Source organism: Actinoplanes sp. KI2 (genome assembly GCF_025630775.1).
Classification (GTDB): Bacteria; Actinomycetota; Actinomycetes; order Mycobacteriales; family Micromonosporaceae; genus Actinoplanes.
In genome coordinates this window covers 235,289-251,298 of the sequence record NZ_JAOSZE010000004.1, presented here as the reverse complement: position 1 = coordinate 251,298, position 16,010 = coordinate 235,289, and the positions used below count along the sequence as shown (strand labels likewise).

Sequence of the window (16,010 nt, the reverse complement as noted above, 5' to 3'; positions counted from 1 at the left end):
TCATCGTGGGCATCTTCATCGCCGTCACCCGTGGAACCCGCCGTCGATCGCGCGAAGCCGGCCCTCACCCACGAAGCCGGCCCTCACCCACGAAGCCAGCCCTCACCCGCGAAGCCGGCCCTCACCCGCGTAGGTCGCCGCCAGCCGCCGAGCCGCCATCACCCGCGCGGGCCGCCGTCAGCCGCGAACCCGGGCCAGCGGCTCGTCGGTGTCGTCCGGGGTGCGCTCGCCGTGCCAGGAGCGCCACAGCGACGCATACGGCCCGTTCGCCGCGACCAGCTCGTCGTGCGAACCAAGCTCGGTGATCCGCCCGTCCTCGACCACCGCGACCCGGTCGGCGTCGTGCGCCGAGAAGAGCCGATGCGCGATCGCCACCACGGTTCGCCCGTGCAGCACCGCCGCCAGCGACCGTTCCAGGTCGCGAGCCGCCCGCGGGTCGAGCAGCGATGTCGCCTCGTCCAGCACCAGCGTGTGCGGGTCGGCCAGGACGAGCCGGGCCAGAGCGACCTGCTGGGACTGCGCCGCGGAGAGTGCATGGCCCCCGGCACCCACCTCGGTCGCCAACCCGTCCGGCAGGGCCAGTGCCCAATCCAGCGCGTGCACCGCCGCCAGCGCCGAATGCACTTCCGCCTCGGCCGCGCCCGGCCGGACCATCGCGACGTTGTCCCGCACCGAGCCGATGAAGACGTGGTGCTCCTGGCTGACCAGCGCCACCTCGGTCCGCAACCGGTCCAGCGGCAGGTCGCCGAGCGGCGCCCCGCCCACCGTGATCGTCCCCGCGGTGGGCTGGTGCACGCCGGCCAGCAGCCGCCCGAGCGTGGACTTGCCCGCCCCGGACGGCCCGACGATCGCCAGCCGCTCCCCCGGCTCGAGAGTCAACTCGATCCCGTGCAGCACCTCGCGCCCCGGCTCATACCGGAAGCGCACCCCGCGCACCTCGATCCGCCCGTCGGCCGGCAGCAGCACAGCCCCGGTGGGACCCGGCTTCTCCCCGCCAGGCGCCGGCGACGACACCGCCCTCAAGGGGCCCGGGTTCTCCGCGCCGCCCGCAGGACCGGTCGCCCGCGACGGCACAGGTTCGGTACGGTCTGGGTCGCTTTCCGCCACGCCGAGCAGCCGGGCCAGCGACGCGGCGCCGATTTGAAGCTCGTCGAGCCAGCTGAGCAGCCGGTCGACCGGGTCGATCAGCATCTGCACGTAGACCACCGCCGCGGTCAACTGGCCGAGCGTGACCGCGCCGTTCAGGTAGAGCAGGCCGCCGACCAGCAGCGTCGACACCACCGGCAGCACGTAGCCGACCTCGACCATCGGGAACCAGACGGTCCGCAGGAATCGGGTGTACCGCTCGGCGAGCCAGGTGCGGTGCAGGTCGTGGTCGGTGCGCTCGATACGTACCCGCCGGCGGCGCAGCGCGTCCACGGTGCGCGCGCCGTCGACCGTCTCGGCGAGCCCGTCGGTGACCAGCGAATAGCGGGCGTTCTGCTCCAGGTACGCCTTCGGGGCGCGGCGGAGATACCACCGGGTGCCGCCGACCAGGATCGGGACGGCGACCAGCAGCGGCAGAGCCAGCAGCGGGGTCACCACGACCAGTGCGCCGACCACGAGCACCACCGTGATCAGCGCAATCGTCGTCTCCGGCACGGCCAGCCGCACGCATCGGGAGAGCGCGTCGACGTCCCTGGTCGTACGGGTCAACAGGTCGCCGCTGCCGGCGCGCTCCACGGTGGACAACGGCAGGGCGAGGACCCGCTCGACGAACTCCTCGCGCAGCCGGGCCAGCACCCCCTCGCCGAGCCGGGCCGACGCCAGGTACGCGAAGCGGGTGAGTATCGCCTGCACCAGCACGGATCCAGCGATCAGCAGCCCGAGCCGGTCGATCGCCGCGGCGCCGCGCTCGTACTGCAGGCTCTCCACCAGCTCGCCGAGCAGACGCGGCCCGACCAGCCCGGCGATCGCGGCGGCCACGTGCAGCGCGACCGCGCCGCCGAGCGCCCGCGGGTACCGCCGGAACAATTCCACCACGTACCGCCGGACCTGGGCGTTGTCGGCCACCGGCAACAGGCCGCTCACGGCTGCTCCGCCCGAAGCACCGCGCGGGCGCAACGCGGCTCGGTCGCCACCGGGCCGCTCACGTCCGCTCCACCCCAAGCACCGCGCGGGCGCAACCCGGCTCGGCCGCCACCAGGCCGGTCCCGGCCGCTCTGCCCGGAGCAGGGGCGCGGCCGCAACGCGGCCCGGCCGCCCGCAGGCCGCTCACGGCTGGTCCGCCCGGAGCACGGCGCGGGCATAGCGCGGCTCGGCCGTCAGCAGGCCGTGATGGGTGCCGGCCGCGACCAGCCGGCCCGCCTCGACGAAGCAGACCCGGTCGGTGCGGTCGAGCACCAGCGGGCTGGATGTGCAGATGACCGTGGTGCGCCCGGCCCGGGCGGTGATCAGCCGCTCGGCGATGCGGGCCTCGGTGTGCGCGTCGACCGCGCTGGTCGGCTCGACCAGGATCAGCGTGTCGGGATCGGCGACCAGCGCGCGGGCCAGCCGCAGCCGCTGCTGCTGACCGCCGGAGAACGACCGGCCGCGCTCGGCGACCTCGCTGTCCAGCCCGTCGGGCAGCGCCTCGACGATGTCGGTCGCCGCCGCGGTGTGCAGCGCGCCCGGCAGGCGGCCGCTGTCGAACGGGTCCAGATCGGAGCGCAGCGGACCGGAGAAGAGGTGCGCGTCGTTGTCCGCCACCAGGATCCGCTCGCGGACGGTGGCCATCGCGAACTCCGCCAGCGGGCGGCCGCCGATCGTGCCACCCTCCGCGTACCGTCCCAGGCGGTCGGAGATCAGCGCGGCCTCGGCGGGCTGCGCCGACACGATCGCGGTGATCTCACCGGGGCGAACGACCACACCGGACCGCGGGTCGGCCAGGTCGCCGGCGAAGCCCTCCGGGTCGGCCGGGTACGCCGGGTCGGGCAGGTCGGTCACCGCGTTCAGCATGGTCACCACGCGACGGCCGGCGACGTGCCCGCGGGTGAGCTTGTCGAGCGCCTCGGTGAGCTGGCGCAGCGGGGTGACCAGGAACGCCGCGTAGGCGTAGAACGAGACCAGCTGCCCCACGGTGATCTGCCCGGACAGCGCGAAGTGCGCCCCCAGCCAGGTGACCAGCACCAGAAAGATGCCGGGCAGCAGCACCTGGGCCGCCTCGAGCAGCGCCTCGACCCGGGCGGTGTGCACCCCCGCCGCCCGCAGCGACTGCGACTCGGCGCGATAGCGCTCGGCCAGCACCGCCTCGCCGCCCACCCCGCGCAGCACCCGCAGGCCGCGCACCAGGTCGGCGGCGCGGCCGGTCAGCAGACCCTGCTGCTCGCGGGAGGCCTGCTGGCGACGGTGCAACGGCTTGATCAGCAGGCCCACCACGGCCATCAGGATCGGCACGCCGAGCACCACGACCAGGCCGAGCGGCACCGAGGTGACCAGCAGAATCACGGTCACGGCGAGCACGGCGACCAGCGAGCCGGTGCCGCGGGCGGTGATGTCGAGGGCCGCGCCGAGCGCCCGGATGTCGGCGGTGCCGATCGCCACCACCTCGCCGGTGTCGAGCCGGCGCGACAGCGCCGAGCCGAGCCGGCCGGCCTGGCGCACCGTCACCTGCACGGTCACGAACATGGCGCTCAGGAAGTTGACCACCGCGAATCGGTGGCGGGACACGCCCGTCCAGGCCTGGCCGGCGCCGACCAGGAACAGCACGAGACACCAGCGCAGCAGGTCGTCGCGGTCGTGCCGGGTCGCGGCGTCGATCGCCTTGCCCACCACGGCGGGCACGAAGGCCTGCAGGAGCATCCAGAGGACGGCCAGCACGATCGCGGCGAACACGGTCACCCGGTATCGCCGGACCAGCCAGCCGAGGTAGCGGGTGGCGGACCGGTCGTCGGGAGCGCCGGGGTCGGCGTCGGGCAGGTTCGTCATCAGGGGCCCGACGTTACGGGCGGGGTACGACAGAACGCGACGCGTTTTCCCGGCCCGCGGTCAGCGGTCGACGGGGCTGAAATCCCAGACGTGCGGCGCCCGCGCGACCAGCTTGGCCGGCGGGGCGGGCAGGCTTTCCGGGCTGCTGCGCCACTTGGAGATGACCACGATCCGGCGGTCGGTCGACGAGAACACCTCGCTCGCCACGTGCTGCGGCAGCACCTCGATCCGGGGCACCGCCACGTCGCAGACCCAGGTCAGCAGCTCGTCGAAGCCGCTTGCCGAGGCCCGCACCTCCCACATCCGCGCGATCATGCTGGATTCCTATCCCGCCACACTGACCGAGGTCAATGCCATCGCGGAATCGGCAGGCAGATCGAGACGCGAGGGTGCGACGCCGGCCGCGACCAGCCGGGAGCCGAGGGCGGCCACCATCGCGCCGTTGTCCGTACACAGTGCGGGGCGCGGCACGCGTACGCGAATCCGGTGTTTTTCCGCTCTTTGCTCGGCCAGCACCCGCAACCGGGAGTTGGCCGCGACGCCCCCGCCGATCACCAGCGTCTGCACCCCGTTGGCCAGGCACGCATCGATCGCCTTGGCGGTGAGCACGTCGCAGACCGCCTCCTGGAAGCTCGCCGAGACGTCGGCCACCGGCACCGGCTCGCCGTCCCGCTCGCGCGCCTCCACCCAGCGGGCGACCGCGGTCTTCAGCCCGGAGAAGGAGAAGTCGAAGCGGTGCGCGGCGAGGTCCTTGGGTGCGGTCAGGCCACGCGGGAACGCGATCTTGCGAGGGTCGCCGTCGCGGGCCTGCCGATCGATCACCGGGCCGCCCGGGAAACCGAGCCCGAGCAGCCGGGCCACCTTGTCGAACGCCTCGCCGGCCGCGTCGTCGATGGTCGCGCCGAGCGGGGTCACGCCGTTGGTCAGGTCGTCGACCAGCAGCAGCGACGAGTGCCCGCCGGAGACCAGCATCGCGACCGCGGGCTCGGGCAGCGGGCCGTGCTCCAGCGTGTCCACCGCCACGTGCGCGGCGAGGTGGTTGACGCCGTAGATCGGCTTTTCCGCGGCCAGCGCGTACCCCTTGGCCGCGGCCACCCCCACCAGCAGCGCGCCGGCCAGCCCGGGCCCGCTGGTGACCGCGATCGCGTCGACGTCGGCCAGGGTCACCCCGGCCTCGTCGAGCGCGCGCCGCATGGTGGGCACGATCGCTTCGAGGTGGGCGCGGCTGGCCACCTCGGGCACCACGCCGCCGAACCGGGCGTGCTGCTCCACACTGGACGCGAGCGCGTCGGCGAGCAGCGTGTGCCCTCGTACGATGCCCACGCCGGTCTCGTCGCAGGAGGTCTCGATCCCGAGGACCAGGGGCTCGTCAGGCATCGCGCATCATCACCAGGGCGTCCGTGTTGCTGGGTTGGTAGTAGCCGCGCCGGATACCGACCGGCTCGAAGTCGTAGGTCGCGTAGAGCCGCTGGGCCGGCGCATTGTCCACCGCGACCTCGAGCAGCGTCTGCTTGATGCCGCGCCGCTCGGCCTCGGCCAGCAGCGCTTCGAGCATCAACCGGCCCACTCCGCGGCGCTGGGCCGTGCGGCGTACCGCGATGTTCTGCACCCAGGCCTCCTCGCCGGTGGCGGACAGGCCGGCGTAGCCGAGCAGTTCGTCGCCGTCGACCACGACGATGTAGAAGTTGCGCTGCGCCAGCTCGTTCCAGAACATCGCCGACGACCACTTCTCGGCGCCGAAGAGGTCTTCCTCGATCGGCAGCACCTCGGCGATGTGCCACCACCGAAAGCGTTGGATCTCCATCAGGTCAGCACGGACTTCCGGCTCGTCGGCTCGACCGCGTCGGGGCGCCGCAGGTAGAGCGGCGTGAGCGGTTCGCTCGGCGCGGCCTCGCGAATCCGCTCGGCCGCGAGGGCGACGAGGGCCGCGCCGGGTGGATAAAGCAGGTGCTCCTCCACGGGTACGCCGAAGACGTCGCCGTACTTGAGGCCGCCCTCGCCGACCACCCTCTCCTGGTCTTCTACGCGGAACGGCTTGCCCACCTCGGGGCCCGTGACGCGTACACCGTCCAGATAGGTCGCCCAGTAGACCTCGCGGCGGCGCGCGTCGGTGGCGACCAGTACCCGGCCCGGCCCGGCGGCCCGGCCCAGACCGTCCAGCGAGCACACCCCGTACGTCGGGATGCCCAGCGCCTGGGACATGCTCGCGGCGGTGGCCAGCCCGACCCGCAGACCGGTGAACGGGCCCGGCCCGGTGCCGGCCACGATCGCGGTCAGCTCCCGCGGCCGGACGTCGTGGTCGGCGAGGATCGCCGCGATCTCGGGCGCCAGTCTCTCCCCGTGCGCGCGGGGATCGACGGTACGGCGCTCGGCGAGCCCGCGCAGGCCGTCGGCGGTGACCTCCACCAGCGCGGCCGTCGACGCGGGGGTCGCGGTGTCCAGAGCGAGTACGAGCACGAGCCGACCCTAACGCGGATCCCAGTCGACCAGCGGGCGGCCGCCGTCGGCGAGGGCCTTGTTGGCCGCGCTGAACGGGCGGACCCCGCGGAAGCCCTCCCGGTTGAGCGGGCTCGGGTGGCCCGCCTCGAGCACCGCGTGCGCCGGATTGGTGACCAGGGCGGCCTTCTTCCGCGCGTACCCGCCCCAGAGCAGGAAGACGACCCGGTCGGTACGGGCGTTCAGCGCCCGGATGGTGGCGTCGGTGAACGCCTCCCAGCCCTTGCCGGCGTGCGAGGCGGCCGCACCGGCCCGGACGGTGAGGACCGCGTTGAGCAGCAGCACGCCCTGCCGGGCCCAGCCGGTGAGGTCGCCGGAGGCCGGCGGCGCGACCCCGGCGTCCTCGGCGAGCTCCTTGAAGATGTTGCGCAGCGACGGCGGGATCCGCACCCCGTCCCGGACGCTGAAGCTGAGCCCGTGCGCCTGGCCCGGCCCGTGGTACGGGTCCTGCCCCAGGATCAGCACCCGGGTCTCGGCCGGCGAGCACAGCCGGTACGCCGCGAACAGGTCCTCGATCGGGGGATAAATGGTGTGCGCCGCGTACTCGGCGGCCACGAACGTGCCCAGCGCCACGGTCGCCTCGGTGTCCAGGAACGGGGCCAGTTCGTCCCGCCACTCGGCCGGCAGCAGGTCAGGCAGGTTCACGTGGTCTCCAGTCGTCGTGTCCGGGCGGCCCAGTCGCCGCCGTGCGGCACCAGCTCCACCACCCGGGTGTCGTCGTCCAGCCGGTCGAGGCGTACCCGCAGATATTCGTCGTTGCCGAGCTCCTCGACCAGGCCCTCGCCCCACTCGACGACGGTGATCGAGTCTTCGATCGAGGCGTCCAGGTCAAGGTCGTCGATCTCGGCGCGGGGATCGGGCCGGTCGCCGAGACGGTACGCGTCGGCGTGCACCAGCGGCACCGGCCCTCGATGCACCCGGGCGATCACGAAGGTCGGCGAGGTGATCGCGCCCTCGACCCCGAGCCCGGCGCCGATGCCCTGCACCAGCGCGGTCTTGCCGGCCCCGAGCGGACCGGTGAGCAGCACGAGGTCGCCGGCCCGCAGAATGCCGGCCAGCCGCCGCCCGAAGGCCCGGGTGTCCTCCACCGTCGCGAGCTTCATGAGATCTTCTCGACGAACGGCAGGATGGCGGCATTGACCTCGGCCGCCTTCTCCAGCATCACGACGTGGCCGCTGTTCTCGATCTTGACCATCCGCGCGTCGGGCAGCCGCTTGATGATCTCCTCGGAGTGGCTCACCGGCGTCAGGTAGTCCGTGTCGCCGACGATGACCAGCACCGGCACGCCGCGCAGCGCCGCCAGCGCCGGGTAGCGGTTGTGGTTGTACAGGGTGTTCAGATACTTGGTCAGCGTCTCGACCGAGGTCTTGGAGTTCATCCCCTCCACGAAGGAGACCAACGACGGGCTCGGTTTCGCGTCGCCGAAGCCGTATCGCCGGGTGAGCAGCCAGGCCAGGTCGGAGGAGGCGAACCGGGCCCGCTCGATCACGTTGCCGCCCAGCTGCGCGGCAGTGCCCCAGAGCGGGAAGAACGGGGCGCTGGCCCGAGCGACCAGCGATGGGAGGGCCAGCTTGGCCCGATCGACCAGCCGGGCCGACGTGGAGATCAGCACCACGCCGGTGACTCGGTTGCCGAACCACTCCGGGTACTTCTCGGCGAACGACATGATGGTCATGCCGCCCATCGAGTGGCCGACCAGGATGATGTGACCGTCCGGCACGGTCGCGTTCAGCACCGCGGCCAGCGACTCGCCGAGCGTCGCGATGTCGTAGTTGCCGGACTTCAGTTTGCTGGACTTGCCGTGTCCGGGCTGGTCGTAGAAGACCAGCCGGTGGTCGCCGCGCTCGGTGAACATCTTGCGCTGGAAGTAGAAGGTGCCCATGTCCAGCGCGAAGCCGTGCACGAAGACGATCGTCGGCTTGCCGGTGGGCGCGGCCGGCTCGACGATCTCGACGTACAGCTCGGTGCCGTCGGCCGCGGTGACGGTCAGTTCCTCGTCGAACGGCTGGTCGGCGAACGGCTCGTCGACGTACGGGTCGCCGGGGGCGTTGACCGAGCGGCGCACCAGGGTGCGCTCGACCGCGAACGCCGTCGCCACCCCGGCCGCCACCACGCCGATCGCGGCGCCGGCGATGCCGACCTGCTTGGCCCGCCGCCGCGGGATCTTGGGGCTCATGCGGGCGCCTCGGCCGCCACGGCGCCGTCGTACCGCCGGGGCACCCGGGTGCTGCCGAACCGGGTGACGATCTCGTAGTTGATCGTGCCGGCCGCCTCGGCCCAGTCGTCGGCGGTCGGACCGCCGTCGTCGCCCGGCCCGAACAGCGTCGCCACGTCACCCGCCGACACCTCGTCGTCGCCGACGTCGAGCACGATCTGATCCATGCAGACCCGGCCGACCACCCGGCGCCGCTTGCCGCCCAGCTGCACCGGGCCGGCGTTCGAGGCGGCCCGCGGCACGCCGTCGGCATAGCCGAGCGGCACCAGGGCGAGCGTTGTCTCCCGCTCGGTGTGGTAGGCGTGGCCGTACGAGACGCCCTGCCCGGCCGGCACCCGCTTGGTCTGCGCGACCCGGGCGCGGGCGGTCATCGCCGGCCGGAGCCCGAACGTCTGACCCGCGACCGGCGACAGGCCGTAGACGGCGATGCCCGGCCGGACCAGGTCGTAGTGGGAATCCGGGCGGGTCAGCGTGGCCGCCGAGTTGGCGATGTGGCGATACCGCGGGCTGATGCCGTACCGCTCGGCCACGGCGAGCCCCTCGGCGAACGCGGCCAGCTGCTGGTCGATCGTCGGGTCGCCGGGGAGATCCGAGCTGATGAAATGGCTCCACACGCCGACCACGTCGACGTCGCCGTCGGCCTGCGCCTTCGCCGCCGCCTCCAGCACCGCGGGCCAGTCGCCCGCGGTGGCGCCGCCGCGGGCCAGCCCGGTGTCCAGCTTGAGGTGGACGCGGGCCTGCCGCTCGGCCCGGCGCGCCGCCGTGACCAGCTCACCGACCAGCCCGAGCGTGCTCGCCGACAGGTCGATGCCGGCCGCCACGCCCTCGTGCAACGCCAGCCCCGGCGAGTGCAGCCAGGCCAGCACCGGCACCTCGAAGCCGGCCCGGCGCAGCGCGAGCCCCTCGTCGAGGGTCGCCACGCCCAGCCAGGTCGCCCCGCCGGCCAGCGCCGCCCGGGCGGACGGCAGCATGCCATGCCCATAGCCGTCGCCCTTGACGACCGCCATCACCTCGGCGGTGGTGCCGGCGCGCATCAGCGCCACGTTGCCCCGAATGGCGTCCAGATCGATCCGGACCTCGGCCTGCCACATGATCCCAGCCTACTGATCGGTTTTTCCTTCAGCTCAGAGCAGCGCGGCGAGCGTCGGGCGCAACGCCGCGGCCACGTCGGGCGAGGTGACCGGCCCATCCTCGGCGGCCCACCGGCCGGCGAGACCGTGCACATACGCCGCCGCCACCGCCGCCCGCTCCGGCGGCAGACCGCCGGCCAGCAGCGAGCCGAGCAGCCCGGCCAGCACGTCGCCGCTGCCCGCGGTGGCCAGCGCCGGGCTGCCGGTCGGGTTGGCCCAGATGTCGCCGGCCGGGGTCGCCACGATCGTCCGGTCGCCCTTGAGCAGCACCACTGCGTTGATCCAGGCGGCCAGCCGGCAGGCGGCTCCCATCCGGTCGGCGCCCGGCGACTCCCCGGCGAGCCGCTTGAACTCGCCGTCGTGCGGCGTGATCACCAGCGGCGCGTCCCGGCGCAGGTCACTGGCGTGCCTGCCGTCCACCAGCAGGGTCAGCGCGTCGGCGTCGAGAACCACCGGCACGGCGGTGGCCAGCACGCTGCGCAGCGTGGTCCGGGACGCCTCGTCGGTGCCGAGCCCGGAGCCGCACACCCAGGCCTGCACCCGGCCGGCCGCGCCCACCTTGTTTACCGCGACGACCGAGGGGTGCGCCCGGACGACCTCGCCGTACGCGCTGCCGGCGTAGCGCACCATGCCGGTCGGGCCGGCCAGCGCGCCGCTCACCGAGAGCAGCGCGGCGCCCGGGTATTTCGCCGAGCCGGTCGCGATGCCGACGACACCGCGGGTGTACTTGTCGGACTGCGGACCGGGGACCGGCCACCAGCCGGCGATGTCCTCCGCATCCGGCACGTGCACCGCCGGGTCGGCCCGCAGCGCCGGCGCGAGACCGATGTCGACCAGCTCGACCTGGCCGCAGCGCACCGCGGCCGGCCCGGCCACGTGCGCCGGCTTGAGGCAGCCGAAGGTGACCGTGACGTCGGCGGTGACCGCCGCGCCCGGCACGTCGCCGGTGTCGACCGCGACCCCGCTCGGCACGTCGACGGCGACCACCGCGGGGCGTCGGCCGGAGCGCCCGCGCAGCTCACCCAGCCGGGCGACCAGCTCGACGGCCGGCCCGCGCAGGCCGCCGCTCGCACCGATACCAACGATGCCGTCGACCACCAGATCGGTCCGCTGCGGGAGGTCGCGCACGGTGAAGCCGCCGGCCGCGCGCAGCGCCGCCAGGCCGGCCAGGTGGACCCGATCGGGCCGCAGCAGGATCGCTCGCACCTGGGCGCCGCGCCGGGCCAGGGCGGCCCCGGCGTAGAGCGTGTCGCCGCCGTTGTCGCCGCTGCCGACCAGGAGCAGTACCCGGGCGCCGTAGACCCCGCCGTCGTCCGTCAGCAGCAACGCGCAGCGGCGGGCCAGACCGGCCGCGGCCCGCTGCATGAGCGTGCCCTCCGGCAGCGTCGCCATCAGCGCCTTCTCGGCCGCCCGTACGTCCGCGACCCGCCATGCCTGCCGCATCTGCCCTCCAAAGCCGTTCGTGTGTCGTCGGTTTTAGGCCGGGGGTACGACAGTTTCGCGTTCGCACTGGTCAGGACTCTGCTACGACCATCGCCGAGGCGATCCCGCCGTCGTGCGAGAGGGAGAGATGCCACCGCGAGATGCCACGCGCCGCCGCAGCCGCGGCGACCGTACCCGAGACGGTCAACCACGGACGGCCGTCCGGGTCGGCGACGATCTCGCAGTCGTGCCAGAGCAGCCCGGCCGGCGCGCCCAGCGCCTTCGCCACGGCCTCCTTCGCGGCGAACCGAGCGGCCAGCGACTCGGCCGACCGCGGGTTGCCGGAGCCGGTCACCCGCTCGCCCTCGGTGAAGAGGCGAACTCCCAGCAGCGGGGTCCGGTCGAGGGCTCGGGCGAAGCGGTCCACCAGGACGACATCGATGCCGACAGCCACGATCACGGCCCCACCCTATCCGTACGCCGTGGCGCAACGCCTGTGGAAAACCCGCTGCCGGAGCCCGCGCGGTTGTCCACAGGCGTCCCTGATCATGACCGCCGGCCCCTAACGTCGGCGCATCCGTTGCCCCGCTTGGAGGTTGCCGTGAATCCCGATCTCGAGGTCCACACCGAGGAACTGCGTCGCACCGCCTCCGCCCTGACCACCACGGCCGTCGAGACGGCCGCCACCGCGACGGCGACACCGCCGGCGGAGCGCACGCCGCGCTGGCGGACGACCGATGCCGCGGCCCTGGCCGTCGAGGCAGTCCAGCAGCAACTGCGACATCTCGGCGCCGGCGTCGAGGAGACGGCACGCCTGGTCACCGCCGCGGCGGCGGCATATGCGGAAGCCGACGCCCGGGCCGCCGTTCGCCTGCGGCTGACCCGATGAGCGCCGCCGTCTACGCCCGGCTGCGGGTCGCCGACCCGGCGCGCTGGCGGGCGATCGCCCGAGCTTGGCGGCGGTGGGCCACCCTGGCCGGCCGGCTTGCGGACCGTTTGACTGCCGATCTCGTACGCCTGGGCCAGGCCTGGTCCGGTGCGGCGGCATCGGCGGCCGCGGCCCGGGTGGCGACATTGCGCCGCGGTCTGATCGTCGTCCGCCTCCTGTGCTGGCAGGCCGACCAGACGGCGAGCGAGTTCGCGGCGGCCCTCGATCGGGCGAAACGGCTGCTCGCCCGCGCCCTGGCCGCCGCACACCGGGCCGGCCTGACCATCGACGACGACGGCCGGGTCCGGGCCAGCTCGGCGACGCTCGCCGTTCCGCAGGCGGCACACCTCGGCGCGGCGGCCACCGGCACGGCGGCAAGCGGCACGGCGGCAAGCGGCACGGCGGCAAGCGGCACGGTTCCAAGCCGGCCGACGGCAAGCAGCGGGGCCGCAAGCGGACCGGCGGCAAGCGGACCGGCAAGGGGTGGGATTCCGAGCGACGCGGCAAACGGCGTGGCTGCACACGGCGCGGCAATCTCCGCCGAGCTGAGTGTGGCGCTCGCCATCGCGGCCCGGGCCGACGAGGTGGCGGCCGAGCGGCTGGCCGGCATCGAGGCCGCCGTCCGGCTGCCGCCCACCGCGCCCGGACCGGAGCGGCCGGCCTGCACGGCCACCCCGGCCGAGGTGCGCCGCTGGTGGGCGGCCCTGACCCCGGCCGAGCGCCAGTGGTTGCTGGTCACCGAGCCGGGCTGGCTGGCCCCGCTGGACGGCCTTCCGGTCGCCGACCGGGACGCGGCCAACCGCCTGCTGCTCGACGATCGGCGGACCGAGCTCGATCAGGCCCTGGCCACCGCCGCCGCCGGCGACCGGCGCCGGTTGCGGGAGCTGCGGCACGGGCTGGACGCGCTGGCCGACCGGCTGGACGACGACCACGGTCCGCGTGCCTACCTGCTCCGGCTCGACCTGCACGAGGAGGGCCGGGTGGTGATCGCGCTCGGCGACCCCGACCACGCCGACAACGTGGTCACCCACGTGCCCGGGATGACCGCCGAGCTGGCGAGGTTCGACGGCGAGCTGACCCGGGCCGAGCGGGTCGCCGACCGCGCGACCGAGATCTCCCCGGCGGCTTCGACCAGCGCGGTGCTCTGGCTCGACTACGACGCCCCCGACTTCCTCGACGAGGCGGCGAGCGCACGCCGCGCCGAGGCGGGCGCGCCGGCGCTACGGCGGTTCCAGGACGGGCTGCGAGCGGCCGGGCCCGCACGACAGACCGTGATCGGTCACAGCTACGGCTCGCTCGTCGTCGGCAAGGCGGCGGCCGGCGGCTTCGTCGCCGACAACGTGGTGTTCGTCGGCTCGCCGGGCGTCGGCGTCGACTCGGCGCGCGACCTGACCGGCCGGGTCTGGTCGACGACCTCGGGCAGCGACGTCATTCAGTACGCGGCGCCCGCGCCCGCCGCTCTCGCCCGCGACCTGGTGGTGGGCCCCGTCTTCCCGGTCGTCGGGCTGCCGGAGAAGGACCTGTGGTTCGGCCACAACCCGAGCGATCCGGCTTTCGGCGCGCACACCTTCGCGAGCAGTCCCGGCGCGGGCCACCTCGGCTACTGGGACCGAGGCAGCCCGTCGCTGGAGACGATGGCGGCCATCACGCTGGGCACCGCCCGATGAGCGCTTGCCGCCGCCCGATGAGCGCTGGGCCGCCGCCCGACGAACGCTGGCCGCCACCCGACGAGCGCTGGCCGCCACCCGACGAGCGCTGGCCGCCACCCGACGAGCGCTGGGCACCCCCGACAAGCGCTGGGCAACGCCCAATGAGCCATGGACACCCCACGACGAGCGCTTGCCGCCGCCCGATGGGCCGTGGGCACCGCCCGGTGGGATTGCGGCGGCTACTCGACGGTGACCGACTTCGCCAGGTTGCGCGGCTGGTCCACGTCGAGGCCGCGGGCCGCCGCGATCTCGCAGGCGAGGATCTGCAGCGGGACCGTGGTCATCAGCGGCGCGAGCAGGGTCGGCGTGTGCGGGACCACGATCAAGTGGTCGGCGAAGGGTCGGACGCCCTCGTCGCCCTCCTCGGCGATCACGATGGTGCGGGCGCCGCGGGCGCGGACCTCCTGGATGTTGGAGACGACCTTGTCCCGCATGACGCCGCGGCCGGCCGGCGACGGCACCACGCAGACGACCGCGGTGCCCTGGTCGATGAGCGAGATCGGGCCGTGCTTGAGCTCGCCCGCCGCGAATCCCTCGGCGTGCATGTAGGCGAGCTCCTTCAGCTTGAGCGCGCCCTCCAGGGCCACCGGGAAGCCGACGTGCCGGCCGATGAACAGCACCGTGGAGGCCGTCTTCAGGTCGCGCGCCAGCTCGCGTACGTCCTCCATCTGGCCCAGCAGGTGGGTCAGGCTCTCCGGCGTGCTCTGCAGCTTTTCCACCACGGCGGCGACCTCGTCGGCGTACATGACGCCACGGATCTGGGCCAGGTGCAGGCCGATCAGGTAACAGGCGACCAACTGGGTGAGGAACGCCTTGGTGGACGCCACCGCGATCTCGGGGCCGCCGTGGGTGTAAAGCACCGCGTCCGACTCGCGCGGGATCGTCGAGCCGTTGGTGTTGGAGATGGCGAGCACCCGCGCCTTTTGCTCCTTGGCGTGACGCACGGCCATCAGGGTGTCCATGGTCTCGCCGCTCTGGCTGATCGCGATCACCAGCGTCGAGCGGTCGAGGATCGGGTCGCGGTAGCGGAACTCGCTGGCCAGCTCGACCTCGCAGGGGATGCGCACCCAGTGCTCGATGGCGTATTTCGCGACCATCCCCGCGTGGTAGGACGTGCCGCAGGCGATGATGAAGATCTTGTCGACGTCGCGGAGGTCCTGGTCGGTGAGGCGGACCTCGTCGAGGATGATGTCGCCGCGGTCGGAGAGCCGGCCGAGCAGGGTGTCGGCGATCGCCTGCGGCTGCTCGGCGATCTCCTTGAGCATGAAGTAGTCGTAACCGCCCTTCTCGGCGGCCGACGCGTCCCAGTCGATGTGGAACTCCTGGCCCTCGGCGGCGGCGCCGTCGAACCCGGTGATCTCGATGCCGTCCGGGGTGATCAGCACGACCTGGTCCTGGCCCAGCTCGATCGCGTCCCGGGTGTGCTCGATGAACGCGGAGACGTCGCTGGCCAGGAAGTTCTCCCCGTCGCCCCGGCCGACCACCAGCGGCGAGTTGCGCCGGGCGGCGACCACCGCGTCGGGCACCTCGGTGTCCACGGCGAGCAGCGTGAAGGCGCCCTCGAGCCGGCGGACCGTGCGGCGCATCGCCTCGGCGAGCAGCTGCGGCCCGGCGACCGTGCCGGCCTCGCGCAGCGTGCGGACCTCGGCGGCGAGCAGGTGGGCCGCGCACTCGGTGTCGGTGTCGCTGGCGAACTCGACGCCGGTCGCCTCGAGCTCGCTGCGCAGACGGGCGAAATTCTCCAGGATGCCGTTGTGGATGACGGCGACCCGGCCGTCGGCGGACAGATGTGGGTGGGCGTTGCGGTCGGTCGGGCCGCCGTGCGTGGCCCACCGGGTGTGCCCGATCGCGGTGCTGCCGGTGGCGATGCCGTCGTGGGCCCGCTCGGAGAGCGCCTTCTCCAGGTTGGCCAGCTTGCCGGCCTTCTTCTCGGTCAGGACGGTGCCGTCGTCGACGACGGCCACCCCCGCGGAGTCGTACCCGCGGTACTCGAGCCGGCGAAGGCCGTCGAGAACGATGCTGAGCGCCGGCCGACTGCCGACGTAACCCACGATGCCACACATGGGGGGCAGCCTAACCGACGACCGCTCACCTGGCATGCGCAAGAGGCACACTTTCAAGCAACGGATCTGCTCGAAAGAGTGTTCGGGTGGTGACCGAAGAGT

The 16,010-nt window shown here is 73.6% G+C and carries 15 protein-coding genes; 2 read left to right on the top strand and 13 right to left on the bottom strand.

The genetic code is table 11. The features are described from left to right. Positions 1 to 177: 177 nt before the first annotated feature. The 12 genes from ODJ79_RS06200 to ODJ79_RS06145 all read right to left on the bottom strand — a co-directional run bounded on the left by ODJ79_RS06200 (position 178) and on the right by ODJ79_RS06145 (position 11,668). A complete protein-coding gene (locus ODJ79_RS06200; protein WP_263022328.1) occupies positions 178 to 2,070 on the bottom strand; it encodes an ABC transporter ATP-binding protein in 1,893 nt (630 codons plus the stop codon). A gap of 183 nt (positions 2,071 to 2,253) precedes the next feature. Beyond that, positions 2,254 to 3,945, bottom strand: coding sequence for an ABC transporter ATP-binding protein (locus ODJ79_RS06195; RefSeq protein ID WP_263022327.1), 1,692 nt, complete (start codon positions 3,943 to 3,945; stop codon positions 2,254 to 2,256). 60 nt (positions 3,946 to 4,005) lie between these two features. Continuing rightward, on the bottom strand, positions 4,006 to 4,260 hold the full coding sequence (locus tag ODJ79_RS06190; RefSeq protein WP_263022326.1) for a hypothetical protein: 255 nt from the start codon (positions 4,258 to 4,260) through the stop codon (positions 4,006 to 4,008). Positions 4,261 to 4,269: 9 nt separating this feature from the next. Then, entirely contained in the window at positions 4,270 to 5,322 is a 1,053-nt protein-coding gene (gene tsaD, locus ODJ79_RS06185) for a tRNA (adenosine(37)-N6)-threonylcarbamoyltransferase complex transferase subunit TsaD (protein ID WP_263022325.1), read from the bottom strand. Beyond that, positions 5,315 to 5,749: a ribosomal protein S18-alanine N-acetyltransferase gene (rimI, locus tag ODJ79_RS06180; RefSeq protein ID WP_263022324.1), complete on the bottom strand. Its 435-nt coding sequence runs from the start codon at positions 5,747 to 5,749 to the stop codon at positions 5,315 to 5,317. The genes tsaD and rimI overlap by 8 nt, the downstream gene beginning before the upstream one ends. Continuing rightward, positions 5,749 to 6,402 carry a tRNA (adenosine(37)-N6)-threonylcarbamoyltransferase complex dimerization subunit type 1 TsaB gene (tsaB, locus tag ODJ79_RS06175; RefSeq protein WP_263022323.1) on the bottom strand — a complete coding sequence of 218 codons (654 nt, stop codon included), beginning with the start codon at positions 6,400 to 6,402 and terminating at the stop codon, positions 5,749 to 5,751. The genes rimI and tsaB overlap by 1 nt, the downstream gene beginning before the upstream one ends. A 9-nt stretch (positions 6,403 to 6,411) precedes the next feature. Continuing rightward, a complete protein-coding gene (ung, locus tag ODJ79_RS06170) occupies positions 6,412 to 7,086 on the bottom strand; it encodes a uracil-DNA glycosylase (protein WP_263022322.1) in 675 nt (224 codons plus the stop codon). Then, a complete protein-coding gene (tsaE, locus tag ODJ79_RS06165) occupies positions 7,083 to 7,544 on the bottom strand; it encodes a tRNA (adenosine(37)-N6)-threonylcarbamoyltransferase complex ATPase subunit type 1 TsaE (protein WP_263022321.1) in 462 nt (153 codons plus the stop codon). The genes ung and tsaE overlap by 4 nt, the downstream gene beginning before the upstream one ends. After that, positions 7,541 to 8,617 (bottom strand): alpha/beta fold hydrolase, encoded by a 1,077-nt coding sequence (locus ODJ79_RS06160; RefSeq protein ID WP_263022320.1) that lies wholly within the window; start codon positions 8,615 to 8,617, stop codon positions 7,541 to 7,543. Before ODJ79_RS06160 ends, tsaE begins: the two co-directional genes overlap by 4 nt. Further along, positions 8,614 to 9,747, bottom strand: a complete 1,134-nt coding sequence (gene alr / locus ODJ79_RS06155) for an alanine racemase (RefSeq protein ID WP_263022319.1) — start codon at positions 9,745 to 9,747, stop codon at positions 8,614 to 8,616. Before alr ends, ODJ79_RS06160 begins: the two co-directional genes overlap by 4 nt. A 33-nt stretch (positions 9,748 to 9,780) precedes the next feature. Then, positions 9,781 to 11,229: an NAD(P)H-hydrate dehydratase gene (locus ODJ79_RS06150; RefSeq protein ID WP_263022318.1), complete on the bottom strand. Its 1,449-nt coding sequence runs from the start codon at positions 11,227 to 11,229 to the stop codon at positions 9,781 to 9,783. A 70-nt stretch (positions 11,230 to 11,299) separates the two neighbouring features. Beyond that, positions 11,300 to 11,668 (bottom strand): holo-ACP synthase, encoded by a 369-nt coding sequence (locus ODJ79_RS06145; protein ID WP_263022317.1) that lies wholly within the window; start codon positions 11,666 to 11,668, stop codon positions 11,300 to 11,302. A gap of 141 nt (positions 11,669 to 11,809) precedes the next feature. On the opposite strand from ODJ79_RS06145, the gene ODJ79_RS06140 reads away from it, so the two are divergent. Together ODJ79_RS06140 and ODJ79_RS06135 are read left to right on the top strand one after the other, a co-directional pair. Beyond that, a complete protein-coding gene (locus ODJ79_RS06140; RefSeq protein WP_263022316.1) occupies positions 11,810 to 12,097 on the top strand; it encodes a type VII secretion target in 288 nt (95 codons plus the stop codon). Beyond that, positions 12,094 to 13,803, top strand: a complete 1,710-nt coding sequence (locus ODJ79_RS06135; protein ID WP_263022315.1) for an alpha/beta hydrolase — start codon at positions 12,094 to 12,096, stop codon at positions 13,801 to 13,803. Before ODJ79_RS06140 ends, ODJ79_RS06135 begins: the two co-directional genes overlap by 4 nt. 221 nt (positions 13,804 to 14,024) lie before the next feature. On the opposite strand, the gene glmS is transcribed toward ODJ79_RS06135, so the two are convergent. Continuing rightward, positions 14,025 to 15,908 carry a glutamine--fructose-6-phosphate transaminase (isomerizing) gene (glmS, locus tag ODJ79_RS06130; RefSeq protein ID WP_263022314.1) on the bottom strand — a complete coding sequence of 628 codons (1,884 nt, stop codon included), beginning with the start codon at positions 15,906 to 15,908 and terminating at the stop codon, positions 14,025 to 14,027. Positions 15,909 to 16,010: the final 102 nt, after the last annotated feature.

What these genes read in the sequence shown, in the direction of transcription:
- ODJ79_RS06195 (WP_263022327.1), bottom strand. Translation starts at nt 3,945, where the DNA reads ATGACGAACCTGCCCGACGCCGACCCCGGCGCTCCCGACGACCGGTCC.
- ODJ79_RS06190 (WP_263022326.1), bottom strand. Translation starts at nt 4,260, where the DNA reads ATGATCGCGCGGATGTGGGAGGTGCGGGCCTCGGCAAGCGGCTTCGAC.
- tsaD (WP_263022325.1), bottom strand. Translation starts at nt 5,322, where the DNA reads ATGCCTGACGAGCCCCTGGTCCTCGGGATCGAGACCTCCTGCGACGAG.
- rimI (WP_263022324.1), bottom strand. Translation starts at nt 5,749, where the DNA reads ATGGAGATCCAACGCTTTCGGTGGTGGCACATCGCCGAGGTGCTGCCG.
- tsaE (WP_263022321.1), bottom strand. Translation starts at nt 7,544, where the DNA reads ATGAAGCTCGCGACGGTGGAGGACACCCGGGCCTTCGGGCGGCGGCTG.
- ODJ79_RS06160 (WP_263022320.1), bottom strand. Translation starts at nt 8,617, where the DNA reads ATGAGCCCCAAGATCCCGCGGCGGCGGGCCAAGCAGGTCGGCATCGCC.
- alr (WP_263022319.1), bottom strand. Translation starts at nt 9,747, where the DNA reads ATGTGGCAGGCCGAGGTCCGGATCGATCTGGACGCCATTCGGGGCAAC.
- ODJ79_RS06150 (WP_263022318.1), bottom strand. Translation starts at nt 11,229, where the DNA reads ATGCGGCAGGCATGGCGGGTCGCGGACGTACGGGCGGCCGAGAAGGCG.
- ODJ79_RS06135 (WP_263022315.1), top strand. Translation starts at nt 12,094, where the DNA reads ATGAGCGCCGCCGTCTACGCCCGGCTGCGGGTCGCCGACCCGGCGCGC.
- glmS (WP_263022314.1), bottom strand. Translation starts at nt 15,908, where the DNA reads ATGTGTGGCATCGTGGGTTACGTCGGCAGTCGGCCGGCGCTCAGCATC.